This window comes from Streptomyces zhihengii (assembly GCF_016919245.1).
GTDB classification, from domain to species: Bacteria; Actinomycetota; Actinomycetes; order Streptomycetales; family Streptomycetaceae; genus Streptomyces; species Streptomyces zhihengii.
In genome coordinates, this window is sequence record NZ_JAFEJA010000001.1 from 4,507,859 (window position 1) to 4,530,291 (window position 22,433).

The following is a 22,433-nucleotide window of genomic DNA, read 5'->3' on the forward strand; positions in this document are numbered from 1 at the left end:
CACGACGCGCGTCACTCTTCCCCGCTCCACCGTCACTGACGAGCGGCGGTGTCCGGCCGTTCCCGTGTTCGGCAGGTTCACTCGTGTGGGTGTCCTGTTCGTGGTGAAGCGTGCGGGAACGTGCGGGTCGAACGGTGCGGGGCGGGCATCGGATGGTGGCGGAGGCGGGCGCGGGGATCGGATGGTGGCGGAGGCGGGGGCGAGGGCGCGCGGGGGCAGTGGCAGGCGGTCAGGCCGCCGGGGCCAGCGCGCTCCAGGCGACGGTGACCTCGCCCTGGCGCCAGCGCCGCCGGTCGTCCGTCACGGGCCAGTCCCCGGCCAGATCGCCGACCGCCCTGATCCACCGTTGGCGCGCGCCCAGCGAGGCGTAGGGCGCGGCCGCCGCCCAGGCGCGGTCGAAGTCGCGCAGGAAGGCGTGCACCGGCTCCCCCGGCACATTGCGGTGGATGAGCGCCTTCGGAAGGCGTTCGGCCAGGTCGGACGGGCGGTCCAGCGAGCCGAGCCGGGTCGCGAAGGTCACCGAGCGCGGGCCCTCGGGCCCGAGGGCCACCCAGACGTGCCGGCGTCCGATCTCGTCGCAGGTGCCCTCCACGAGGAGCCCGCCGGGCGCCAGCCGCCCCCGCAGACGGCTCCACACCGCGGCGACCTCGTCCTCGTCGTACTGGCGCAGCACGTTGGCGGCCCGGATGAGCGCCGGCCGCCCGGCGGTCGGCACCTCGAAGCCGCCGTGCCGGAACGCGAGTCCCTCACGCTCCCAGGGCGCCGCGGCGGCGACCCGGGCGGGGTCGATCTCGATGCCCACGACCGCGCAGCGGGGGTCGGCGGTGCGCAGGCGCTGGAGCAGCTCCACGGCCGTCCAGGGGGCGGCCCCGTACCCGAGGTCGACGGCGACCGGCGGGGCCTCGCTGCGGCGCAGCGCCGGCCCGTGGACGGCCGCGATCCAGCGGTCCATCCGGCGCAGGCGGTTGGGGTTGGTCGTCCCGCGGGTGGCGGTGCCGACGGGGCGGTTCATGCCACCGAGGGTATGCGAGCCCCGGCGGCGCCCCACCCGCCGACCGTCCGCCGGCAAAGGCCGTCGCGCGCCCCCGGCCGCGGCGCCGGCGAAGCCTCCCGTCCGGTGACCGTGCCCCGGTAGAGGTTTCGGCCGGGCGGCCGTGCCCCGGTAGAGGTTTCGGCCCGCTGGCCGTGCTCCGACAGAGGGCCCCGGCCTGGCGAGCGCCCGTGGAGGTGGCCCCGGCGGTGCTCGTGGAAGTGGCCCCGGCGACTGCCCGTGGAAGCGCCCCCGGCGACGGCTCGTGGGAGCGCTCGTGGAACAGGAAGCGGCGGGTCCGCCTGACACGATCTCGGCAATCATTTGGCAAAGTGGCCCCGACCTGGAAATGGAAGAGTTCGTTCCGCTGTTGAGGGGCGTGCGGGGATCCCCACTCCCCGCCCATCGCCGTGCCCGCACCCGAGAGGACCGCCGACGTGAGCCAGTACGTCTCCCGATTCGGCAGCAGCCGGATGACCCCGCGTCTCCGGTTCCCCAGCGGGCACCGGAAGCCGCGCCGGGTCGCGATGCTGAGCGTGCACACCTCCCCGCTGCACCAGCCGGGCACCGGCGACGCGGGCGGTATGAACGTCTACATCGTCGAGCTCGCCAAGCGGCTCGCCGCCATCAACATCGAGGTGGAGATCTTCACCCGGGCCACCACCGGCGGCCTGCGGCCCGTGGTCGAGCTGGCGCCGGGCGTCCTGGTGCGGCACGTCGACGCGGGTCCCTACGAGGGCCTCGCCAAGGAGGACCTGCCGCCCCAGCTCTGCGCCTTCACCCACGGGGTGATGCGGGCCTGGGCCAATCACCGTCCCGGCCACTACGACCTGGTCCACTCCCACTACTGGCTCTCCGGCCACGTGGGCTGGCTGGCCGCCGAGCGCTGGCGCGTCCCCCTGGTGCACGCCATGCACACCATGGCCAAGGTGAAGAACGCCGCCCTGGCCGAGGGCGACACCCCCGAGCCCGCCTCCCGGGTCATCGGCGAGACCCAGATAGTGGCCGCCGCGGACCGGCTGATCGCCAACACCGCGGAGGAGGCCGACGAGCTCGTCCGCTTCTACGAGGCGGACCCCGCCAAGGTCGCCGTGGTCCACCCGGGCGTGAACCTGGACGTGTTCCGCCCGGCCGACGGACGCGCGGCGGCGCGGGCCAGGCTGGGGCTGCCCCAGGACGCCTTCATCCCGCTCTTCGCCGGCCGGATCCAGCCCCTCAAGGCCCCCGACATCCTGCTGCGCGCCGTCGCCGTCCTGCTGGACCGCGACCCGTCGCTGCGGCACCGCATCTTCGTGCCGGTCGTCGGCGGCCCGAGCGGCAGCGGCCTCGCCAAGCCGGAGGGCCTCCAGAAGCTCGCCGCCCGGCTCGGCATCGCCGATGTCGTCCACTTCCGGCGCCCGGTCGGACAGGAACTGCTCGCCGACTGGTTCCGGGCCGCCTCCACGCTGGTCATGCCCTCGTACAGCGAGTCCTTCGGGCTGGTGGCCATAGAGGCGCAGGCGGCCGGCACACCGGTGGTCGCCGCGGCCGTCGGCGGCCTGCCCGTGGCGGTGCGCGACGAGGAGACGGGTTTCCTCGTCCCCGGTCACGACCCCGAGCACTACGCGGACGTGCTGGCGGCCTTCGTGCGCAACGAGTCGCTCGCCGAGCGGATGGGGCAGGCCGCGGCCCGGCACGCGCAGTCCTTCGGCTGGGGGACGTCCGCCTCGGCGACCGCCGACGTCTACGCGGCCGCGATGCACGAGCACCGCCACCGCATGCGCGCCCACCACCACTGAGCACCACCACCGCACGCGGCCGCGATGCACGAGCACCGCGTCACCGCACGCGCGCCCACTACCAATGGGCACCGCCACTGCACGCGGGCCCACCACCACTGACGTACGCTCCCAGCATGGCTGACGCAGAGCGCGCGACGCAGCGCACCGAGCAGACCACGCTGGTCGTCGAGCAGACCCTGAGGGACGCCGAACTGGACTGGGAGAGCCCCGAGCCGGGCACCTACGTCGTCCAACTCCCCGGCACCCGCAAGCTGTCGACGACCTGCTCCCTGCGGGTCGGCAGGCACTCGCTGTCGGTCAACGCCTTCGTCATCCGCCACCCCGACGAGAACGACGCCGCCGTCCACCGCTGGCTGCTGGAGCGCAACCTCAAGCTCTACGGCGTGAGTTACGCGGTCGACCGGCTCGGGGACATCTATCTGACGGGCCGCCTCCCGCTGTCCGTGGTCACGCCGGAGGAGCTCGACCGGCTGCTGGGCACGATCCTGGAGGCCTCGGACGGGGCCTTCAACACCCTGCTGGAGCTCGGCTTCGAGAGCGCGATCCGGCGCGAGTACGCCTGGCGGGTGTCGCGGGGCGAGTCCACGCGCAACCTGGACGCGTTCGCCTCGCTGATCCGGCGTCCGGCCGACTGACGCCCCTCCGGCCGACTGACGGCCCTCCGGGGCCACATGCCGCCCCGAGCCGGCCCCGCCCGGCCGGCCCCGCCCCGGCCCCGCCCCGGCCCCGCCCCGGCCCCGCGCCGTCCCGGAACCTCCTGCGCACGCGCGGGCCGGCGCGGATGTGCGCACCGGCGCGGACGGGGTCAGACTCGATTGCATGGGCAACGACAGGTCCCACGCGGTCTCCTCGACGCGGGCATCAGGCCCCGGTGCGCCACGTCAGACGCTGGCTCTCGCGGCGACGCTCTTCGCGGTGTCGATGACGTTCATCGACCAGACCATCGTCTCGATCGCCGCCCCGAGCATCATCGACGAACTCGGCCTCACCTCGTCCGGGATGCAGTGGGTCGTCAACGCCTATCTGCTCACGCTGGCCGCGTTCTTCGCGCTCGGCGGGCGGCTCGCCGACATCCTCGGCCACCGGCGCGTGATGGTCGTCGGCACCCTCACCTTCGTCGTCTCCTCGGTGCTGTGCGGGTGCGTCCCCGACGGCGACTTCGCCCAGCCCTGGCTGATCGTCTTCCGCGCCACCCAGGGCCTCGGCGCCGCGCTGATGTTCCCCGCCGCGCTCGCCGTCGTCGTCAACGTCTTCCCGGTCGGGAAGCGCGGCCGGGCGCTCGCCCTGTTCTTCGGGCTGTCCGGCGCGCTGACCGCCATCGGCCCGCTGCTCGGCGGCTGGCTCACCGGCTGGACCTGGCGGGCGATCTTCTGGGTCAACGTCCCGGTCGCCGTGATCGCGCTCGTCCTCACCTTCCTCGCCCGCGTCCCGAACACCCGGCGCCCCGAGAAGCTCGACGTCCCCGGCGCGGTGCTGGTCGCGGCCGGCATGGGGCTGAGCGTGCTGGGCCTGCAACAGGCGTCGGCATGGGGCTGGAGCAGCGTCCTGACCTGGGTGTGCATCATCGGCGGCCTCGTCGTCCTGGCGCTCTTCTGCCGCTACGAACTCACCCTGGACCAGCCCCTGGTGAAGCTGCGGGTCTTCCGCGACAAGGCGTTCGCCGCCGACAACCTGGTGCTCTTCTTCGCGATGCTCGCGTTCGTCCCGGTCTTCTTCTTCGCGTCCGTCTACGCACAGGTCTCGCTCAGCGCCTCGCCCAACCAGGCCGCGCTGTTCCTGCTCTACTTCTTCATCGGCTTCGCCATCGCGTCCCAGTGGGGCGGGCGGATCCTCGACCGGAGGGGCGCCAAGCCCGCGCTGAAACTCGGCACGGCGCTCGGCGCGGTCGGCTTCGCGCTGTGGGCCAACAAGCTCACCGACCTGTCGATGCACGACCAGTGGCCCTACGCGGCGCTCGCCGGCGCGGGCATCGGCCTCCTGCTGGCCCCGGCGTCGACCGACGCCGTCAACCGGGCCATCGGCGCCTCCTACGGCGAGGTCACCGGCATCACGCAGACCGTGCGCAACTACGCCGCCGCCGTGGGCATGGCCGTCTTCGGGACGGTCCTCACCCATGTGACCACCGACCGGGTGGTGGAGACCCTCCAGGGCAAGGGCGTCCCGGCGGGGGCGGCGCAGGACGCCGCCCGCTCCGTCAGCGAGGCCGTCACCGGCCACGCGGACGGGGCGACCCCCAGCGGCACCGGGCCGCTCGCGACGACCATGCGCGACTCGATGGACGCGATCCGGATGGACTTCGCCCAGGCCAACCAGTGGGTGTTCTACGGGATGGCCATAGCCCTCGCCGTCGCGTACGTCTGCGCGCACTTCCACCCCGGGACGAAGGTGACCGGCGAGGCGGCAGCCGCCGGCGCGGCGGTCGGTCCCGGCGACACGACGGCCGCCGGGACCGACCGCCGCGCACCGGCGGACGGGGATCCCGGCGGCGGATCCGCCCCGGCCGACGGTGGCCCCGGCGGCCGGACGTCAGGCGGCGGCGTCGACTCCGCCTCGCTCGACCGCGACGCCGCCCGCCGCCGCAGGGACTGACCGCTGCTCCACCGGCTCCGTCCTCGTCACCGGTTCCGCGCGCTCCGCGGCGCCCGGCTCCGCCTTGGCGGTCCGGGTGCCCTTGCCGGGCTCCGGGCCGCCGGGCTCCGGCCGCTCGGTGGGCAGGTCGCGCACCACCAGCCAGTAGCCGACCGCCGCCACGGTGCCGATCACCGCGCACAGGCCCCACAGCCAGGCGGTGCCCCAGGCGTCGATGACGAAGCCCGACATCAGCGGGGCCACCAGCGCCGCCGCCGACCACGACAGGCTGTACATGCCCTGGTAGCGGCCCCGGGCGTGCACCGGCGAGAAGCGCACGACCAGTCCGGTCTGGGTGGGCGCGTTGATGATCTCGGCGATCGTCCAGACGGCGACGGTCAGCGCGTAGACGCCGAGCGAGCCGGCGAACGCGGTGAGCCCGTAGCCGTACCCCGCGAGCAGCGCGGAGAGGATCAGCAGGCGGCCCGGGTCGCGGTGCTCGATGAGACGGGTGACGGGGATCTGCAGCACCACGATGAGCACACCGTTGACGGCGATCACCAGACCGAAGTCGGAGCTGCTGAAGCCGTCGGCGCCCATGGCCAGCGGCAGGCCCACATGGCCCTGCATGAAGATCAGCGCGACCAGGAACGACAGTCCGACGACCGACATGAACCGTCCGTCGCGCAGCACCCCGAGCAGGCCGGTCTCCGGTTCGCCCGCCCCGTCGTCCGCGGTCTTGTCCGGCCGCGACTCGGGCAGCTTGACGAAGACGACGACGGCGCAGACCAGCGTCATCGCCGCCTCGCCGAGGAAGCCGACGCGGTAGCTGTACTCGGCGATGAAGCCGGCCGCCACCGAGGAGATGGCGAAGCCGAGGTTGATCGCCCAGTAGTTCAGCGAGAACGCCCGCACCCGGTCCTCGGGGCGCACGATGTCGGCCATCATCGCCTGCACCGCGGGGCGGGAGGCGTTGCTCGCCATGCCGACCACGAAGGCGACGACCGGAATGGCCACCGGGTCCTCGACGAACCCGAGCAGCGCCACCGAGAACGCGGTCGACGTCTGGGCGATCAGCAGCGTGGGCCGGCGCCCCAGCCGGTCCGCCATCACTCCGCCGGCCAGCGACGACACGACACCGCCGAGCCCGTGCAGCGCGGCGACGAGCCCCGCGTACGAGGCCGAGTAGCCGCGCTCCAGGGTCAGGTAGAGCGTCATGAAGGTGGCGACGAACGCACCGAGGCGGTTGACGAGCGTGCTCGTCCACAGCCACCAGAACTCACGGGGGAGCCCCGAAACGCTCTGGCTCACGGCACGCCGCACAGCGACGACGGACATGGATCCCCCCATGAAGATGTAAGTGGCCAGGTAGGTATCCGCACGTTACGGTCCGGGCGTCGTGGGTGGCCACTCGATTGACGGCTGCCGTCAATCGAGTCCGCTCCTCGGTCACCGGCGCGGGGGGCGCGCGCCGTCGATTAGGCTCGTGCGCATGGCCGACGCACCGTACAAGCTGATCCTCCTCCGCCACGGCGAGAGCGAGTGGAACGCGAAGAACCTGTTCACCGGCTGGGTGGACGTCAACCTCACGGAGAAGGGCGAGAAGGAGGCAGTCCGCGGCGGTGAGCTGCTGAAGGACGCCGGTCTGCTCCCCGACGTGCTGCACACCTCGCTCCAGAAGCGCGCCATCCGCACCGCGCAGCTCGCGCTGGAGTCCGCCGACCGCCACTGGATCCCGGTCCACCGCTCCTGGCGGCTGAACGAGCGCCACTACGGCGCCCTTCAGGGCAAGGACAAGGCGCAGACGCTGGCCGAGTTCGGCGAGGAGCAGTTCATGCTCTGGCGCCGTTCCTACGACACCCCGCCGCCGGCCCTCGAGGACGGCACCGAGTTCTCGCAGTCCGGCGACGCCCGCTACGCGACCATCCCGAGCGAGCTGCGCCCGCGCACCGAGTGCCTCAAGGACGTCGTCGAGCGCATGCTGCCGTACTGGTACGACGGCATCGTCCCCGACCTCCTCGCCGGCCGCACCGTCCTCGTCGCCGCCCACGGCAACAGCCTGCGCGCCCTCGTGAAGCACCTCGACGGCGTCTCCGACGCCGACATCGCGGGCCTCAACATCCCCACCGGCATCCCCCTCGTCTACGAGCTCGACGCCGACTTCCACCCGATCAACCCGGGCGGCACCTACCTCGACCCCGACGCGGCGGCCGCCGCGATCGAGGCCGTGAAGAACCAGGGCAAGAAGTAGCCCGACGGCACGAGGAAGCCCCCTGTCCGCTGTTCTCCCAGCGGGCAGGGGGCTTTTCGCTGTCTGCCCGGCCCGGCCGGGCTGTAGCGTGCCGGGACCTGAGGGAGGGGCTTGTGGCGAGGCGGCGGTACGTGGCCAGAGGGGTGCCCGGGGGGTACCGGATCTGGGACAGCAGGGGGCGCAAGTGGTGGGGGGATCACTACGAGCTGTGTCCGGACGATCTGCTGGCCGAGCTGAACGGCCCCGCCGACCACGCGCGCATCACCGCGCTGCTGAAGCGCTACCGGGCGCTGAAGCGCTGAGCCGGTGATGGGCCGCGGGCGCGGACCCGGTGGACCCGGCACGGGCCCGAAGTGGACCCGGTACCCGGCGGACCCGGGCGGGTCGGGGTGGGCCCCGGGTGGGTAGGTCCCGGGGTATCGGTGGTCGGCGGAGGGGGCGTGGGGGATGGCGGGGGAGCGGGACGCGAGGACGGTGGAGATCGGGTACGCGCTGGTGACGGGGGCGTTCCTCGGGGGCGTGGCCGGGGTGGTGCTGGCGAGTCCGGTGCTGGTGTTCGGGCTGCGGGGGACGGCGGCGGGCGCCGTCGCCTGGGTGGCGGTGGCCGGTGCGCTGGGGGTGTTCGGGGTGCGGGTGGTCCGGGTGCTGTGGCGGTACGACCGCCGTCGCCGGGCGTCGTGACGGCGCGCACGGCGCGCACAGGGAAGGGCCCCGTCCGGAATCCGGACGGGGCCCTTCCCTGTGCGCGTCAGCCGCTGCAGCCGCCGCACTGGCACGGAGCGCCGGACTGGCAGCCGCAGCCGCAGCCCGAGCCGCATCCGCAGGCGCCCAGAAGGGGCAGGAAGTCCACGCCGACCGGGCTCGCTTCCTGCGGGGAGTCGGTCATGGGGGTCTCGGCCATGAAGTGCCTCCTGACGGGCGCACACCCGGGGTGTGCGCGTATCGCCGGCGTACGGATTGCCGCCTTCGCCCATTGCATGCCCGCCCGGTGGCCCGCATCAACGGCGCATGGACGGCGCACCCGCGCAAGCGCCCCCGAACGCGCCGTCAGTGCCGCAACGCGCCCTCCCGGATCCCGGAAACGTGCGGAACGCGCCGTGCGGAGGCCGCTACGCGCCCTCGACCTGCGTCGGCTGCTGGAGTTCGTCCGCGTGCTCGCCGGTGACCAGGTAGACGACGCGCTTGGCGACCGAGACCGCGTGGTCCGCGAAGCGCTCGTAGTAGCGGCCGAGCAGCGTCACGTCGACGGCCGTCTCGATGCCGTGCTTCCAGCGGTCGTCCATCAGGTGCTGGAAGAGCGTGCGGTGCAGCAGGTCCATCTCGTCGTCGTCCTGCTCCAGCTGGAGCGCCAGGTCGACGTCCTTGGTGATGATGACCTCGGCGGCCTTGGCCATCAGGCGCTGGGCGAGCTGGCCCATCTGGAGGATCGTGGCGTGCAGGTCGTTGGGCACCGCACGGTCGGGGAAGCGCAGCCGCGCCAGCTTGGCGACGTGCTGCGCCAGGTCGCCCGAGCGCTCCAGGTCGGCGCTCATCCGCAGCGAGGTCACCACGATCCGCAGATCCGTGGCCACCGGCTGCTGCCGGGCCAGCAGCGCGATCGCCCGGGCCTCCAGGTCGTGCTGGAGGTCGTCGACCTTCTGGTCGGCGGCGATCACGTTCTCCGCCAGCTTGAGGTCGGCGTCGAGCATGGCCGTGGTGGCGCGCCCGATCGCCGACCCGACCAGCCGGGCCATCTCGACCAGGCCCTCGCCGATGGAGTCCAGTTCCTCGTGGTACGCGTCCCGCATGGGGTGTCCCTCTCTTGTGCGACCGGGGTCCGGATGGTCTCCGAACCCCCACGCTCCCACGTTCGAGCCCGCAGTGGTCCGGACCCTCCCTCTCAAATGAACCGGCACTTTCCCCTCGGTGAACTCTGAGCGACGACTGTTCGAGGTGCCACCCGTTTGGCTGGGAGACCGCCCGGCACCCCGCATAACCTGGGAAGCATGGACGTGAACGCGGCGGTCGCCGCAGCAGCAGCGATTGCCGGTCTGTGCACCGGTGTCATCGCGGTGCTGGCGTTCCGCTGGAGCGAGCGCGAACAGAAACGCCCCACCCGTACCTCCCTGCACACGGACGCCGTGCTTCCGCCGGGCGTCGACACGGTCCTGTCCGTGCTCCGCTCCTCCGCGGTCGTCCTCGACGAGTCCGACTCGGTCGTCAAGGCCAGCTCCGCGGCGTACGCGCTCGGTCTGGTCCGCGGCGGGAAACTGGCCGTCGAGCCCATGCTGCACATGGCCCGTGACACCCGGAGGGACGGCGAGATACGGCAGGTCGAACTCGACCTGCCCCGTCGCGGCACCGGCCGCGGCGAGGCGCTCGCGGTCTCCGCCCGGGTGGCGCCTCTCGGCTCCCGCCTGGTGCTGCTCCTCGTCGAGGACCTCACCGAGGCGCGCCGGATAGAGGCGGTCCGCCGGGACTTCGTCGCCAACGTCAGCCATGAGCTCAAGACGCCCGTCGGGGCGCTCTCCCTGCTGTCGGAGGCCGTCATGGACGCCTCCGACGACCCGGAGGCGGTCACCCGGTTCGCCGGCCGGATGCAGATCGAGGCGACCCGGCTCACCAACCTGGTCCAGGAGCTCATCGACCTCTCGCGGGTGCAGAACGACGACCCGCTGGAGGACTCCGAGCCGGTCCGGGTGGAGGAACTGGTCGCGGAGGCCATCGACCGCTCCCGGCACACGGCGTCCACCAAGCAGATCACCATGGCCACGAACGTGTGGACGCCCGAGGGAATCGAACACGACGGTGCCCAGGGACCCGAGGGCGCCGCCGGCCTGCGGATCTGGGGGAACCGCGGGCAGCTCGCCGCGGCGCTCGGCAACCTCGTCGAGAACGCCGTCAACTACTCACCGGCCCGTACCCGGGTCGGCATCTCCGCGCGCCGGGTCGCCGGGCCCGGGACGGCGGGCATCTCCCCGGGGTCGGGCCCCGGGCTGATCGAGATCGCCGTCACCGACCAGGGCATCGGCATCTCCGAGAAGGACCGGGAGCGGATCTTCGAGCGGTTCTACCGCGTCGATCCCGCCCGCTCCCGCGCCACCGGTGGCACCGGCCTGGGCCTCGCCATCGTCAAGCACGTGGCCGCCTCGCACGGCGGGGAGGTCGCGGTGTGGAGCTCCGAGGGACAGGGCTCCACCTTCACCCTGCGGCTGCCCGAGGCGGCCGCCCGAGACCACTCAGGCCGCGATCGAGTCGTCAAGGACGACGACCGGCTCTACGACACCGACCCGAACAGCGAAATTCCAGCCCCGGAGGTCCTTCCGTGACCCGAGTGCTCGTCGTCGAGGATGAGGAATCCTTCAGCGACGCTCTGTCCTACATGCTCCGCAAGGAGGGCTTCGAGGTCGCGGTGGCGACCACGGGGCCCGAGGGGCTCGACGAATTCGAGCGCAACGGCGCCGACCTCGTCCTCCTCGACCTGATGCTCCCCGGCCTGCCCGGCACCGAGGTGTGCCGTCAGCTCCGCGGCCGCTCGAACGTGCCGGTCATCATGGTGACCGCCAAGGACAGCGAGATCGACAAGGTCGTCGGCCTGGAAATAGGAGCCGACGACTACGTCACCAAGCCCTTCTCCTCGCGGGAGCTGGTCGCCCGCATCCGCGCGGTGCTGCGCCGCCGCGGGGAGCCGGAGGAGGTCACGCCGGCGGCCCTGGAGGCCGGCCCGGTGCGGATGGACGTCGACCGCCACGTGGTCACCGTCTCCGGGGGCAAGGTCGACCTGCCGCTGAAGGAGTTCGACCTGCTGGAGATGCTGCTGCGCAACGCGGGCCGGGTGCTGACCCGGATGCAGCTCATCGACCGGGTCTGGGGCGCGGACTACGTCGGCGACACCAAGACCCTCGACGTCCACGTCAAGCGCCTGCGCGCCAAGATCGAGCCGGACCCGGGCGCGCCCCGGTACCTGGTGACGGTGCGGGGCCTGGGCTACAAGTTCGAGCCGTAGGCCGCACCGGCCGTGCGGGCCGGGTGTCGCGCGGCCCGCGCACCCGCCCCGCACAACGCCCGAGGGGGCGTCCACCGTCACGGTGGACGCCCCCTCGGGCGTTGTGCTGTCGCGGAGCCGGATCAGCCGGCGCTCTGCGAGGCGGAGGCGGCGTCGCCCTCGGGGGCCTCGTCGCCCTCGGCGCCCGCGGCCTCACCGGACGGGGAGCCCGACGGCGACCCGGAGGGGGAGGCGTCGCCGGAGGCGGACGGGGAGGGCTTCTCGGCCGGCGGGGTGGGCACGCTGCTGGGACCGAACTCGGTGAAGAAGCTGGTCGCCGGGACGACGAAGGCCAGCAGCCGGACATCGCCGGTCTCGCTGAAGGTGAAGACGACCTCCTGCGTGCGGCCGTCCTCGACGGCCTCGCGGCCGTCGGCGATCACGGCGGAGGCGTTGCCCTTGCCGCCGATGATCACGCGGCCGCCCGCGGGCACGGTCAGCGGGCCGGAGCCCTCGGCCGGCTTGAGCTCGACCTTCGCGTCCGAGCCGGGGAGCGTGATCGACTCCAGCGTCTGGTCCTTGGTGCCGTCGTTGAAGAGGGTGACGGAGACGACGGCCGGGCCGTCGGCGTCGCGCTCCGGCTGGGTGATGACGGTGCCGTTCTGCAGCTTGAGGCTGTCGACGGCGGTCGCGGCGTTGTCCGGGCGGACGCCCAGGGTCTGCGCGTTGTTGCCCGCACCGCAGGCGGAGAGCGAGGCGATCGAGAAGACGACGGCAGCGCCGGCGAGGGCACCGCGACGAAGGCTGCTGCTCACGGCGGCGGCATCTCCTTGGACGAGCGGACGTACGGACTGTGGAACAGCTGTCACCGGGCTGGGCGTCAGCTCGCGCTTAGGTTACCGAGCGGCCCGTCACGCCCCGCACCCGACCCGCCCTTTGGCGTCACACGGACACCTCGCGGTGAGCCGCGCCGGGCGGGCGGTTGTTTTCGGACGCGGGCGCCGGTGAGCGGCGCGGAAGTGCGCGGAGGCCTTACGGGGCGGCCGTACACACGCCGTTCACATAACGTGAGTGATCAATTCTCATCGGCGATCGGGTTTTCCCGGAAAAGCGCGGAGGGTGTGGCGGCGCGATCATTAGTGATCAATTCAGGATTCGGCGCGGCGTGACTCCGTACATGTGACCGATCCTCGAACGGACCACGGGAAGCGGCGGCTCTTCACCCGGACAAAATGGGACTTTCGGCCCGTCGGGGGAGGGTTGCGCAAGGTGTAACGTGGGCGTTTCCGTGCGCCCGCGCAGCCGCTCCGACCTGCGAATACCCCCTTCCGCTCGTCGGCCGCAGCACGTTCCTGTCTGTGTTGTCAAGCCCTGAGATATGCCCTGACCTGCGAAAACGCCATTCAGAACACGCTGTGTTCGTGTTACCCTGGATAGCCACGGAAGGGGTACCTGTCACATGACGTTCAAGGTTGGCGACACCGTGGTCTATCCCCATCACGGGGCCGCGCTGATCGAGGCCATCGAAACTCGCCAGATCAAAGGCGTGGACAAGACCTACTTGGTGCTCAAGGTCGCCCAGGGCGACCTGACGGTTCGCGTCCCGGCTGACAATGCGGAGTTCGTCGGCGTTCGCGATGTGGTCGGCCAGGATGGGCTGGACCGGGTCTTCGAGGTGCTGCGTGCACCCTATGCCGAGGAGCCGACGAACTGGTCCCGTCGGTACAAGGCAAATCTCGAGAAGCTCGCCTCCGGCGATGTCATCAAGGTCGCCGAAGTGGTGCGTGACCTGTGGCGTCGTGAGCGCGAGCGAGGGCTGTCCGCCGGAGAGAAGCGGATGCTCGCAAAGGCGCGCCAGATTCTGGTGAGCGAGCTCGCGCTCGCCGAGAACACCAACGAGGACAAGGCCGAGGCCCTGCTCGACGAGGTCCTCGCGTCCTGACGCACGATTGATGCCGCGGTGCCCGCTGACATGCTGGGAGTTCTCCAGCCTGTCGCCGGGCGCTGCGGCATGTTCGTCCCCTGGCCGGCCGCCGCGTGCGCGGCCGTGGCCCTGCCCCTCGCTCGTACGATCCGGTGCCGACGTCCGTCACCGGCCGTGGCGTCACCGAGGTGATGCTGTGATGTGCCGGGCCCGGGCGGCTGGCGCAGACCAGTTTTCACGGAAGGGTCCGGTCAAGGCGACGCGCCCGGCACTCCCCCGACCTGTCGGCCGGGGGCACGACCAGGCCATACCCACGTCGACTCAGGAAACAAACCTCCGGAGTGCAACCGATGTCCGACCAACCGCGTCCGCCTCGCACCGCCGCTGTGATCCCGGCCGCCGGCCGGGGCGTGCGCCTCGGACCGGGCGCCCCCAAGGCGCTCCGCACGCTGAACGGCACGCCGATGCTCGTCCACGCGGTCCGCGCGATGGCCGCCTCGCGCGCCGTCTCCCTCGTCGTCGTCGTGGCACCGCCCGACGGCGCGCCCGACGTCAGGCGCCTCCTCGACGCCCACTCCCTCCCCGAGCGGACCGACTACCTCGTCGTCCCCGGGGGCGAGACGCGCCAGGAGTCCGTCCGGCTCGGCCTCGACGCGCTCCCCGAGGGCTTCGACATCGTCCTCGTCCACGACGCGGCCCGCCCGCTGGTGCCCGTGGAGACCGTGGACGCGGTGATCGAGGCGGTCCGCGACGGGGCCCCGGCCGTGGTGCCGGCGCTGCCGCTCGCGGACACCGTCAAGGAGGTCGAACCGGCCTCCGGCAGTGCGCCCGAACCCGTCGTCGCCACCCCGGAGCGCGCCCGGCTGCGCGCCGTGCAGACCCCGCAGGGCTTCGCGTACGAGACCCTCGCCGAGGCCCACCGGACCGTCACCGGGGAGGTCACCGACGACGCGAGCATGGTCGAGCGGCTCGGCCGGAAGGTGGTCGTGGTGCCCGGCCACGAAGAGGCGTTCAAGGTGACCCGTCCGCTCGACCTCGTCCTCGCCGAGGCCGTACTCGCCCGCAGGAGGGCCAACGATGGCTTCTGACCGCCCGCTCCTCCCCCTGGTGGGGATCGGCACCGATGTGCACGCCTTCGAACAGGGGCGTGAGCTGTGGTGCGCCGGTCTGCTGTGGGAGGACGCCGACGGCTACGGCCTCGCCGGGCACTCCGACGGCGACGTGGCCGCCCACGCCGCCTGCGACGCCCTCTTCTCCGCCGCCGGGCTCGGCGACCTCGGCGCCCACTTCGGGACGTCCCGCCCCGAGTGGTCCGGCGCCTCCGGCGTCACCCTCCTCGCGGAGGCCGCGCGGATCGTGCGGGCGGAGGGCTTCGAGATCGGCAACGTCTCCGTGCAGGTGATCGGCGTGCGGCCCAAGATCGGCAAGCGTCGGGACGAGGCGCAGAAGGCCCTGTCGGCCGCGGCCGGGGCCCCGGTCTCGGTGTCCGGCACCACCACGGACGGCCTGGGACTGACCGGGCGGGCCGAGGGTCTGGCGGCCGTCGCGACCGCTCTCGTGGTGCGCGCGGCCTGAGGGGGCCGGGACCGGCGCGACGTCGGGCCCCTCAGTGTGCACAGGGGGCGTGGGGCATGGCCCCGCGCCCACTACCCTGGTTCCGTGACCATTCGCCTGTACGACACCAGCGCCCGGCAGATCCGTGACTTCACCCCTCTCGTGCCGGGTTGCGTCTCGATCTACCTGTGTGGCGCCACCGTGCAGGCGGCCCCGCACATCGGGCACATCAGGTCGGGGCTGAACTTCGACATCATGCGCCGCTGGTTCGAGTACCGCGGCTACGACGTGACCTTCGTGCGGAACGTCACCGATATCGACGACAAGATCATCAAGAAGGCGGACGAGCAGAACCGCCCCTGGTGGTCGATCGGCTACGAGAACGAGCGCGCGTTCAACAGCGGCTACGAGGCGCTCGGCTGCCTCCCGCCGACGTACGAGCCGCGCGCCACCGGCCACGTCCCCGAGATGATCGAGATGATGCGCGGCCTGATCGAGCGCGGCCACGCCTACGAGTCGGACGGCAGCGTCTACTTCGACGTGCGCTCCTTCCCCGGCTACCTGGAGCTCTCCAACCAGGACATCGACGATCTGCGCCAGCCCGACGAGGGCGTCTCCGGCAAGCGCGACCCCCGCGACTTCGCCATGTGGAAGGCGACCAAGCCGGGCGAGCCCGACTGGGAGACGCCCTGGGGGCGCGGCCGGCCCGGCTGGCACCTGGAGTGCTCGGCGATGGCCCACAAGTACCTCGGCTCCGCCTTCGACATCCACGGCGGCGGGCTCGACCTGATCTTCCCGCACCACGAGAACGAGATCGCCCAGGCCAAGGCGTTCGGCGACGACTTCGCCGCGTACTGGGTGCACAACGCCTGGGTCACCATGAGCGGCGAGAAGATGTCGAAGTCGCTCGGCAACTCGGTCCTCGTGAGCGAGATGGTCAAGAACTGGCGCCCCATCGTGCTGCGTTACTACCTCGGCACCCCGCACTACCGCTCGATGATCGAGTACAGCGAGGAGGCCCTGCGCGAGGCGGAGTCCGCGTTCGCGCGGATCGAGGGCTTCGTGCAGCGGGTGATGGAGAAGGCCGGCGGCGTCGTGGCGCCCGCCGACGAGGTGCCGCCGGCGTTCGCCGAGGCGATGGACGACGACCTCGGGGTGCCGCAGGCGCTCGCGGTCGTCCACACCACCGTCCGGCAGGGCAACTCGGCGCTCGCGGCCGACGACAAGGAAGCCGCCGTGGCCCGCCTCGCCGAGGTCCGCGCCATGCTCGGCGTGCTGGGCCTCGACCCGCTCGACGAGCGGTGGGGCGGCGGCTCCGGCGAGCGCGGGGACGACCTCCACGGTGTCGTCGACACCCTGGTGCAGATGGTCCTCCACCAGCGCGAGGCCGCGCGCGGCCGCAAGGACTGGGCGACCGCCGACGCCATCCGGGACCAGCTCAACCAGTCCGGCCTCGTCATCGAGGACGGCCCCGACGGGCCCCGGTGGACCCTCGGGTCCCGCTGAGGAACGAGAGCGATGTGCCGCCCGGAGCTCCGGGCGGCACACTTCCTTACGTAGACACATACGCAGACACTGACGCAGACACACAGACGCGGACTCGTTCTCGTCTGAGCGAGCTTTACAGGAACGGGTAGGTCATGGCCGGGAACAGCCAGCGCAGGAACCGCCGCACGTCCAACAAGAAGGGCGCGACGGTCGGCAGCGGTGGCAAGCGACGCCGCGGACTCGAGGGCAAGGGCCCGACGCCGCCCGCCTCCGCCCGCAAGGGGCACACCAAGAACCGCATCGCCAACGCCAAGGCCAAGCAGGCCCAGCGCCGCCCCGTGGTCCGCCGCGGCGGCAAGGGGACCTCGGAGATGGTCGTCGGCCGCAACCCGGTCTTCGAGGCGCTGCGCGACGGCGTGCCCGCCTCCACCCTCTACGTCCAGCAGTTCATCGACAACGACGAGCGGGTGCGCGAGGCGCTCCAGCTCGCCACCGGCCGCGGCAACATCCACATCATGGAGGCGCCGCGCCCCGAGCTGGACCGGATGACGAACGGGCTGAACCACCAGGGCCTGGTCCTCCAGGTCCCGCCGTACGAGTACGCCCACCCCGAGGACCTCGCGGCCGCCGCCTTCGACGACGGCGAGGACCCGCTGATCGTCGCGCTCGACGGCGTCACCGACCCGCGCAACCTCGGCGCGGTCGTCCGCTCGGTGTCGGCGTTCGGCGGCCACGGCGTCGTGGTGCCCGAGCGCCGTGCCGCCGGGATGACGGCGGGCGCCTGGAAGACCTCCGCGGGCACGGCCGCGCGGACGCCGGTCGCGCGCGCCACCAACCTGACGCGCGCGCTGGAGGCGTACCAGAAGGCCGGGCTGACCGTCGTCGGCCTCGCCGCCGACGGCGACACCGAGGTCGGCGAGCTGGAGGCGCTGGGCGGGCCGGTCGTCATCGTGGTCGGCAGCGAGGGCAAGGGGCTGTCCCGCCTCGTCGGCGAGACCTGCGACTTCCTCGTCCGCATCCCGATGCCCGGCGGCGCCGAGTCGCTGAACGCGGGTGTCGCGGCGGGCGTCGTGCTGTACGAGGCGGCCAAGCGCCGCTGAGCGCGCGGGCCGCTCCGGGGGCGGGCTTCCCGTCCCCGGAGCGGCTTCGCGCGGGGCGGCGCCCCGGGTGTTGTGCGCTCCGGGACCGGCCCCGGCACCGGGGCCTTGCGCGGGCGCGGTGCCGGCGCGGACCGGATCAGGGGCGGGGCCCTCGCGCGGGCGCGGACCGGATCAGGGGCGGGGCGGTCAAAAAAGCAGACAAGGTGCTCTTGACGGGTCTCGGACACGTAGAGCCTCCCGGGGCCGTGCCCTAAACCCGCATCACTCGGTTAGATGAGTGTGGACACCAGAACACCCCGGTCCGGGTTCGACGATCAGCCTGCGCTGAGCATGGTCAAGGTGCACTGCGATCCCGCGCAGGTCATCGTCAACCACGCCAGCTTCCGGGTGCAGCTCGGGCACAGCCCGCGCCCCGCCCGAGCCCTGGCGGACTCCGCGCGGCTCGCCCCCTTCGGCGCGGCCGGCGGCGCGGGAGTGCCCGCCGCGGCGGGAGCGGCCGGCCGGGTCGTGCGCCGCCGGGCCCCCGTCGTGTGGAGCGGCAGATCCGCCCCCGGGGACGCGGGTGCCACGGGCCTGCTCCAGGCGGTGCGCAACTCCACCCTGGAGCAGGACGACCCGTACAGCACCGGCTCCACCCAGGTCATCCCGCGCGTCGACCTCTCCGGCGACACCGTCCAGCACCCCGCGGTCACCGACGCCGGTCTCTCCGAGCGCCGGGACCGGCCGTTGCTGCCGCCCATGCGCCAGGCCGTCGGCGCCTACGACCACCCCCCGGCCCACGGGCAGGACGGCGGCGGGCACCACGGGTACGGCGCCCCGTACGACGACGACGGGACGTCGCACGCGTACGACCTGAGCCCCGACGAGGGCGACGGGCGGGCCGGGACCGGTGCGCCCGCGGGCCACCGCGCGAGCGGCGACCACACCCGGCACGCCTACTACCCCGGCCGCCGGATGAACCTCGGCGTCGTCCTGCTCCCGCTGCGCATCCTGCTCGGCCTGATCTCGGTCTACGCGGGCATGGGCAAGCTCTGCGACCCCGTCTACTTCGACGGCGGCGAGCGGGGCTCGATGGTGCGGTGGCTCGGTTCGCTGGAGCCGTGGGCCCTCGCCGAGCCGATGCGCGACTTCGCCCTGGCCCACCCGGTGGGCTCGGGCCTCACCGTCGCGTTCTTCCAGGTCATCGTGGGTGTGCTGACGCTGCTCGGTCTGTGGCAGCGGCTGGCGGCGGCGCTCGGCGCCCTGCTGTCGGCCGCGCTGATCCTGACCGTGAGCTGGCGGACCGTCCCCGTCTACGACGCGCCGGACATCATCTTCCTCGCCGCCTGGTCGCCGCTGATCATCGCCGGCGCGCCCGTCTACTCCCTCGACGGCCGGCTCGCGGGCGAAGCCTGGCGCACGCTCGGGCCGCGCTCCGAGATCCGGGACCTCCGGCGCCGGGTCCTGCGGCGCGGCGGGCTGGTCGCCGCGGTGGTCGTCGGTCTGACGATGCTCATCGGCTCCATGCTCGGCGGGGCGGTCCGTTCCACCGAGATGGTCACCGTGCCCGGTCCCGGCCAGGACCCGGCCAACCACCTGCCGGGCGCGCCGCTCCCGCAGGAGTCCGGCGCCGAGCGCAGCCCGGCGGCCCGGAAGAACAGCCCGACCCCCTCGGCGACCCGCTCCTCCACCCCGGAGTCCAAGGCGTCGACGCCGGCCCAGGACGCCCCCCGGGAGACGCAGGGCTCCGGCGGCGCCCCCGGCCGCTCCCAGGGGACCGGCGGGCAGCCTTCGACGGGCTCCCAGCCGGCCCCGCCGCCGCCCAGCGACTCGGGCCCCGCCTCCAGCAGCGGCACCGGCGGCGGCACCACGGGCGGATCGCCCGGCACCGGCGGCTCGGGCGGCACCGGCACCGGATCCGGCGGCGGCGACGGGGGCGGCGGCTCCGAGGGCGGCAAGGTCATCGGCGGCCTGCTGGGCTGACCCGCCGCACACGGTACGAGGGTGGTCACCGGAGCTCTCTCCGGTGACCACCCTCGTGTGCGTCCTCGGCGCCTGCGCGGGGAGCGGCAGGCCGCGGTACGGCCGGCGGGTCACCGCGCGGGGGCGGCTCAGCGTGCCTGGGCGGCGAGTTCCTTCGCGGCCTCGGTCAGGTCCTTCGCCGTGTCGATCGCGCGCCAGTACGCCCCCTGCGGCAGCGGGAAGCCGGCCAGCCGCCGGTCGCGGGCCAGGCGGGGGAAGGTCGTGCGCTCGTGGTCGCCGACGTCCGGCAGCAGACCGGTGAACTCCGCGGAGAACACGTACACACCGGCGTTGATCAGGAACGGCGACGGCGGCGACTCGATGAAGTCGGTGATGTGGCCGAAGGTGTCGGTCTCCACCGCGCCCCACGGGATCCGGGGGCGGGCCAGGGCGAGCGTGGCCGCGGCGTCGCGCTCCGCGTGGAACCCGGCCATCTCCCGCAGCGAGAAGCGGGTCCAGATGTCGCCGTTCGTCGCGTACCAGGGGCGGTCGGGGTGCGGCAGGCTGGCCGCCGCGTACTTGAGGCCGCCGCCGCGGCCCAGCGGTTCCGTCTCCACCACCGTCGTCACCCGCAGTGGCAGGTCGGCGCCCGCCAGCCAGTCCTGGAGCACCTCGGCGAGGTGGCCGCAGGAGACGACCGCGTCGGTCACGCCCTCGGCGGCGAGCCAGGCGAGCTGATGGCCGATGATCGGCGTCCCCGTGCCGGGGATCTCCACCATCGGCTTGGGGCGGTCGTCGGTGTACGGGCGCAGCCGCGAGCCCTGGCCGCCCGCCAGGATCACGGCCTGCGTCGGATGCGTAGGCGTTTGCATGCCGTGAACGATAGGCGCAGGCCGGAACGCGAAGGGGACCGGACCCGTGGGTACGGGTCCGGTCCCGGTGCCGGCGAGGTGCGGCGCGCTCGCGCCGCCGTGGGTTGTCCGGGGCCCGGTCGGCCCCGGGTGCCGTGGGTCAGTGGCCCAGGGCCTGCTGGGAGACACCGGTGGCGAACGAGGTGTCGCAGACCGGCCGGGAGAAGCGCTGGGCGCGCGTGGGGCCGTACCGGTCCACGGCGGCCTTGCCGAGCTCGCGGGCGATCGACATGCAGTGCTGGGCGAGCGAGGGGCGCGCCTCGACCTCCCGCTGGAGGGACGTGAGCGCGACGCCCGGGTCCTTCGCCTGGAGCTCGGTGAGCAGCCGGTCGCGCAGCACGTCCTGCGGGGCGCGGGACTTGGCGCGGACGGAGACGTTCTCGGACGAGGCGGTGAGCATCTGCGACTCCGTCGACTGCCCGGCCCACGGCACGGTGGAGACCGCGAGGGTCCCGGAGAGCACCAGGACGACGGGCAGGACGAGGGCGAGGGTGCGGCCGATGCGGCGGGCTGTGTGGGTCACACGGGCGAGCGTAGCGGGCGGTGACGGCATGGCGACATTCAGTCACTCACGTGGGTGATCGCTCAGGGCTTTCTTTCGATTAGCAGGTTGACGTCCTGGGGTGAAGTGCCCCGATATGCCGGGTATTTGTCGGACCGGCGCCCTCCTGCACACGAAGCCGGGCCCCGCACCTGGAGAGGTGCGGGGCCCGGCCGTACGGCTCACGGGGACCGGCGCCGCGGGCGCCGGTCACGCGGGGGACGTCAGTCGCTGAGGCGCTCGCCCGTCGACGTCGAGAAGACGTGGAGCTCACCGGCGCGCGGCACGACGTGCAGCTCGCTGCCCTTGTCCGGGACGCTGCGGCCGCCGACGCGGACGACGAGCTCCTTGTGCTCGCCGCCGACCTGGGCGGAGCCGTACACGTAGCCGTCGGCGCCGAGCTCCTCGACGACGTTGACCGAGACCGCGAGGCCGGCCGGCGCGTCCTTGGAGAGGGTGCCCGCGGCGGTGCCGCCGTGCTCGACGACGTCGAAGTGCTCGGGGCGGACGCCGACCGTGACGGTCTTGTCGCCGCGCTCGGTGGCGGCGGTCAGGGCGTCACGGGTGACCGGGACGACGCTGTTGCCGAACTTGACGCCACCGTCGGTGATCGGGACCTCGACCAGGTTCATGGCGGGGGAGCCGATGAAGCCGGCGACGAAGAGGTTGGCCGGGCGGTCGTACATGTTGCGCGGCGAGTCGACCTGCTGGAGCAGACCGTCCTTGAGGACCGCCACACGGTCGCCCATCGTCATGGCCTCGACCTGGTCGTGGGTGACGTAGACGGTGGTGATGCCGAGGCGGCGCTGCAGGGACGCGATCTGCGTACGCGTCGAGACACGGAGCTTGGCGTCGAGGTTCGACAGCGGCTCGTCCATGAGGAAGACCTGCGGCTCACGCACGATGGCGCGGCCCATGGCCACACGCTGACGCTGACCACCGGAGAGCGCCTTGGGCTTGCGGTCCAGGTACTCGGTGAGGTCGAGGATCTTCGCGGCCTCTTCGACCTTCTTGCGGATCTCGGCCTTGTTGACGCCGGCGATCTTCAGCGCGAAGCCCATGTTGTCCGCGACGGACATGTGCGGGTAGAGCGCGTAGTTCTGGAACACCATGGCGATGTCCCGGTCCTTCGGCGGCAGGTGCGTGACGTCGCGGTCACCGATGCGGATGGCACCGCCGTTGACGTCCTCGAGCCCGGCGAGCATGCGCAGGGAGGTGGACTTTCCACAGCCGGAGGGGCCGACGAGGACGAGGAACTCGCCGTCCTCGATCGCGATCTCGAGCTGGTCGACGGCGGGCTTCTCGGAACCCGGGTAGACACGGGTCGCCTTGTCGAACGTGACTGTAGCCATGCTGATGCTGCTCCTTCACCGGCAGGAA

Annotated in this window: 22 protein-coding genes; 14 read left to right on the top strand and 8 right to left on the bottom strand. The window is 72.7% G+C overall.

The window, feature by feature from the left end:
• Positions 1-229: 229 nt before the first annotated feature.
• A complete protein-coding gene (locus JE024_RS18965; RefSeq protein ID WP_205374722.1) occupies positions 230-1,012 on the bottom strand; it encodes a class I SAM-dependent methyltransferase in 783 nt (260 codons plus the stop codon).
• A gap of 455 nt (positions 1,013-1,467) precedes the next feature.
• Between JE024_RS18965 and mshA the strand changes: the two genes are divergently transcribed.
• From mshA to JE024_RS18980, 3 genes are all read left to right on the top strand, one after another.
• Positions 1,468-2,808: a D-inositol-3-phosphate glycosyltransferase gene (gene mshA, locus JE024_RS18970; RefSeq protein WP_205374723.1), complete on the top strand. Its 1,341-nt coding sequence runs from the start codon at positions 1,468-1,470 to the stop codon at positions 2,806-2,808.
• A 116-nt stretch (positions 2,809-2,924) separates the two neighbouring features.
• Positions 2,925-3,446 (top strand): type III secretion system chaperone family protein, encoded by a 522-nt coding sequence (locus JE024_RS18975; protein ID WP_187741123.1) that lies wholly within the window; start codon positions 2,925-2,927, stop codon positions 3,444-3,446.
• Positions 3,447-3,630: 184 nt separating this feature from the next.
• Positions 3,631-5,400 (top strand): MFS transporter, encoded by a 1,770-nt coding sequence (locus tag JE024_RS18980; RefSeq protein WP_205374724.1) that lies wholly within the window; start codon positions 3,631-3,633, stop codon positions 5,398-5,400.
• Here JE024_RS18980 and JE024_RS18985 read toward each other — a convergent pair.
• Positions 5,338-6,717 (bottom strand): MDR family MFS transporter, encoded by a 1,380-nt coding sequence (locus JE024_RS18985; protein ID WP_205374725.1) that lies wholly within the window; start codon positions 6,715-6,717, stop codon positions 5,338-5,340. The two genes, JE024_RS18980 and JE024_RS18985, sit on opposite strands and share 63 nt — an antisense overlap.
• 154 nt (positions 6,718-6,871) lie before the next feature.
• Here JE024_RS18985 and JE024_RS18990 point away from each other — a divergent pair, with 154 nt between their 5' ends.
• From JE024_RS18990 to JE024_RS19000, 3 genes are all read left to right on the top strand, one after another.
• On the top strand, positions 6,872-7,630 hold the full coding sequence (locus tag JE024_RS18990) for a phosphoglyceromutase (protein WP_205374726.1): 759 nt from the start codon (positions 6,872-6,874) through the stop codon (positions 7,628-7,630).
• 113 nt (positions 7,631-7,743) lie between these two features.
• Positions 7,744-7,932 (top strand): hypothetical protein, encoded by a 189-nt coding sequence (locus JE024_RS18995; protein ID WP_187741120.1) that lies wholly within the window; start codon positions 7,744-7,746, stop codon positions 7,930-7,932.
• Positions 7,933-8,077: 145 nt separating this feature from the next.
• A complete protein-coding gene (locus JE024_RS19000; protein ID WP_205374727.1) occupies positions 8,078-8,311 on the top strand; it encodes a DUF6332 family protein in 234 nt (77 codons plus the stop codon).
• Positions 8,312-8,378: 67 nt separating this feature from the next.
• Here JE024_RS19000 and JE024_RS19005 read toward each other — a convergent pair whose 3' ends face one another.
• Together JE024_RS19005 and phoU are read right to left on the bottom strand one after the other, a co-directional pair.
• Positions 8,379-8,531, bottom strand: coding sequence for a hypothetical protein (locus JE024_RS19005; RefSeq protein WP_205374728.1), 153 nt, complete (start codon positions 8,529-8,531; stop codon positions 8,379-8,381).
• 208 nt (positions 8,532-8,739) lie between these two features.
• Positions 8,740-9,417 (bottom strand): phosphate signaling complex protein PhoU, encoded by a 678-nt coding sequence (phoU, locus tag JE024_RS19010; RefSeq protein ID WP_187741117.1) that lies wholly within the window; start codon positions 9,415-9,417, stop codon positions 8,740-8,742.
• A gap of 198 nt (positions 9,418-9,615) precedes the next feature.
• On the opposite strand from phoU, the gene phoR reads away from it, so the two are divergent.
• A complete protein-coding gene (gene phoR, locus JE024_RS19015) occupies positions 9,616-10,938 on the top strand; it encodes a two-component system sensor histidine kinase PhoR (protein ID WP_205374729.1) in 1,323 nt (440 codons plus the stop codon).
• Between the two features lie 5 nt (positions 10,939-10,943).
• On the top strand, positions 10,944-11,615 hold the full coding sequence (gene phoP, locus JE024_RS19020) for a two-component system response regulator PhoP (RefSeq protein ID WP_020610279.1): 672 nt from the start codon (positions 10,944-10,946) through the stop codon (positions 11,613-11,615).
• Between the two features lie 122 nt (positions 11,616-11,737).
• Here phoP and JE024_RS19025 read toward each other — a convergent pair whose 3' ends face one another.
• On the bottom strand, positions 11,738-12,409 hold the full coding sequence (locus JE024_RS19025; RefSeq protein ID WP_205374730.1) for a copper chaperone PCu(A)C domain-containing protein: 672 nt from the start codon (positions 12,407-12,409) through the stop codon (positions 11,738-11,740).
• A 644-nt stretch (positions 12,410-13,053) separates the two neighbouring features.
• Here JE024_RS19025 and JE024_RS19030 point away from each other — a divergent pair.
• The 6 genes from JE024_RS19030 to JE024_RS19055 all read left to right on the top strand — a co-directional run bounded on the left by JE024_RS19030 (position 13,054) and on the right by JE024_RS19055 (position 19,622).
• Entirely contained in the window at positions 13,054-13,536 is a 483-nt protein-coding gene (locus JE024_RS19030) for a CarD family transcriptional regulator (protein ID WP_003953493.1), read from the top strand.
• Positions 13,537-13,868: 332 nt separating this feature from the next.
• Positions 13,869-14,606: a 2-C-methyl-D-erythritol 4-phosphate cytidylyltransferase gene (gene ispD / locus JE024_RS19035; RefSeq protein ID WP_205374731.1), complete on the top strand. Its 738-nt coding sequence runs from the start codon at positions 13,869-13,871 to the stop codon at positions 14,604-14,606.
• The gene (gene ispF / locus JE024_RS19040; protein WP_205374732.1) at positions 14,596-15,093 is read left to right on the top strand and encodes a 2-C-methyl-D-erythritol 2,4-cyclodiphosphate synthase; all 498 of its coding nucleotides are present in this window, start codon (positions 14,596-14,598) and stop codon (positions 15,091-15,093) included. The genes ispD and ispF overlap by 11 nt, the downstream gene beginning before the upstream one ends.
• 84 nt (positions 15,094-15,177) lie before the next feature.
• Positions 15,178-16,578, top strand: a complete 1,401-nt coding sequence (gene cysS / locus JE024_RS19045; protein ID WP_205374733.1) for a cysteine--tRNA ligase — start codon at positions 15,178-15,180, stop codon at positions 16,576-16,578.
• 134 nt (positions 16,579-16,712) lie between these two features.
• Positions 16,713-17,660, top strand: a complete 948-nt coding sequence (gene rlmB / locus JE024_RS19050; RefSeq protein WP_205374734.1) for a 23S rRNA (guanosine(2251)-2'-O)-methyltransferase RlmB — start codon at positions 16,713-16,715, stop codon at positions 17,658-17,660.
• 273 nt (positions 17,661-17,933) lie between these two features.
• Positions 17,934-19,622 carry a DoxX family membrane protein gene (locus tag JE024_RS19055; protein ID WP_205374735.1) on the top strand — a complete coding sequence of 563 codons (1,689 nt, stop codon included), beginning with the start codon at positions 17,934-17,936 and terminating at the stop codon, positions 19,620-19,622.
• A 128-nt stretch (positions 19,623-19,750) separates the two neighbouring features.
• Here JE024_RS19055 and JE024_RS19060 read toward each other — a convergent pair whose 3' ends face one another.
• The 3 genes from JE024_RS19060 to JE024_RS19070 all read right to left on the bottom strand — a co-directional run bounded on the left by JE024_RS19060 (position 19,751) and on the right by JE024_RS19070 (position 22,405).
• A complete protein-coding gene (locus JE024_RS19060) occupies positions 19,751-20,473 on the bottom strand; it encodes a nucleotidyltransferase family protein (protein ID WP_205374736.1) in 723 nt (240 codons plus the stop codon).
• A 139-nt stretch (positions 20,474-20,612) separates the two neighbouring features.
• Positions 20,613-21,035, bottom strand: coding sequence for a hypothetical protein (locus JE024_RS19065; protein WP_205374737.1), 423 nt, complete (start codon positions 21,033-21,035; stop codon positions 20,613-20,615).
• A gap of 242 nt (positions 21,036-21,277) precedes the next feature.
• Positions 21,278-22,405 (bottom strand): ABC transporter ATP-binding protein, encoded by a 1,128-nt coding sequence (locus JE024_RS19070; RefSeq protein ID WP_205374738.1) that lies wholly within the window; start codon positions 22,403-22,405, stop codon positions 21,278-21,280.
• Between the last annotated feature and the right edge of the window lie 28 nt (positions 22,406-22,433).

Coding starts and splice junctions, on each gene's coding strand:
- JE024_RS18965 (WP_205374722.1), bottom strand. CDS start 1,012: ATGAACCGCCCCGTCGGCACCGCCACCCGCGGGACGACCAACCCCAAC.
- JE024_RS18975 (WP_187741123.1), top strand. CDS start 2,925: ATGGCTGACGCAGAGCGCGCGACGCAGCGCACCGAGCAGACCACGCTG.
- JE024_RS18980 (WP_205374724.1), top strand. CDS start 3,631: ATGGGCAACGACAGGTCCCACGCGGTCTCCTCGACGCGGGCATCAGGC.
- JE024_RS18985 (WP_205374725.1), bottom strand. CDS start 6,717: ATGTCCGTCGTCGCTGTGCGGCGTGCCGTGAGCCAGAGCGTTTCGGGG.
- JE024_RS18990 (WP_205374726.1), top strand. CDS start 6,872: ATGGCCGACGCACCGTACAAGCTGATCCTCCTCCGCCACGGCGAGAGC.
- JE024_RS19000 (WP_205374727.1), top strand. CDS start 8,078: ATGGCGGGGGAGCGGGACGCGAGGACGGTGGAGATCGGGTACGCGCTG.
- JE024_RS19005 (WP_205374728.1), bottom strand. CDS start 8,531: ATGGCCGAGACCCCCATGACCGACTCCCCGCAGGAAGCGAGCCCGGTC.
- phoU (WP_187741117.1), bottom strand. CDS start 9,417: ATGCGGGACGCGTACCACGAGGAACTGGACTCCATCGGCGAGGGCCTG.
- phoR (WP_205374729.1), top strand. CDS start 9,616: ATGGACGTGAACGCGGCGGTCGCCGCAGCAGCAGCGATTGCCGGTCTG.
- JE024_RS19030 (WP_003953493.1), top strand. CDS start 13,054: ATGACGTTCAAGGTTGGCGACACCGTGGTCTATCCCCATCACGGGGCC.
- ispD (WP_205374731.1), top strand. CDS start 13,869: ATGTCCGACCAACCGCGTCCGCCTCGCACCGCCGCTGTGATCCCGGCC.
- ispF (WP_205374732.1), top strand. CDS start 14,596: ATGGCTTCTGACCGCCCGCTCCTCCCCCTGGTGGGGATCGGCACCGAT.
- rlmB (WP_205374734.1), top strand. CDS start 16,713: ATGGCCGGGAACAGCCAGCGCAGGAACCGCCGCACGTCCAACAAGAAG.
- JE024_RS19055 (WP_205374735.1), top strand. CDS start 17,934: ATGAGTGTGGACACCAGAACACCCCGGTCCGGGTTCGACGATCAGCCT.
- JE024_RS19060 (WP_205374736.1), bottom strand. CDS start 20,473: ATGCAAACGCCTACGCATCCGACGCAGGCCGTGATCCTGGCGGGCGGC.
- JE024_RS19070 (WP_205374738.1), bottom strand. CDS start 22,405: ATGGCTACAGTCACGTTCGACAAGGCGACCCGTGTCTACCCGGGTTCC.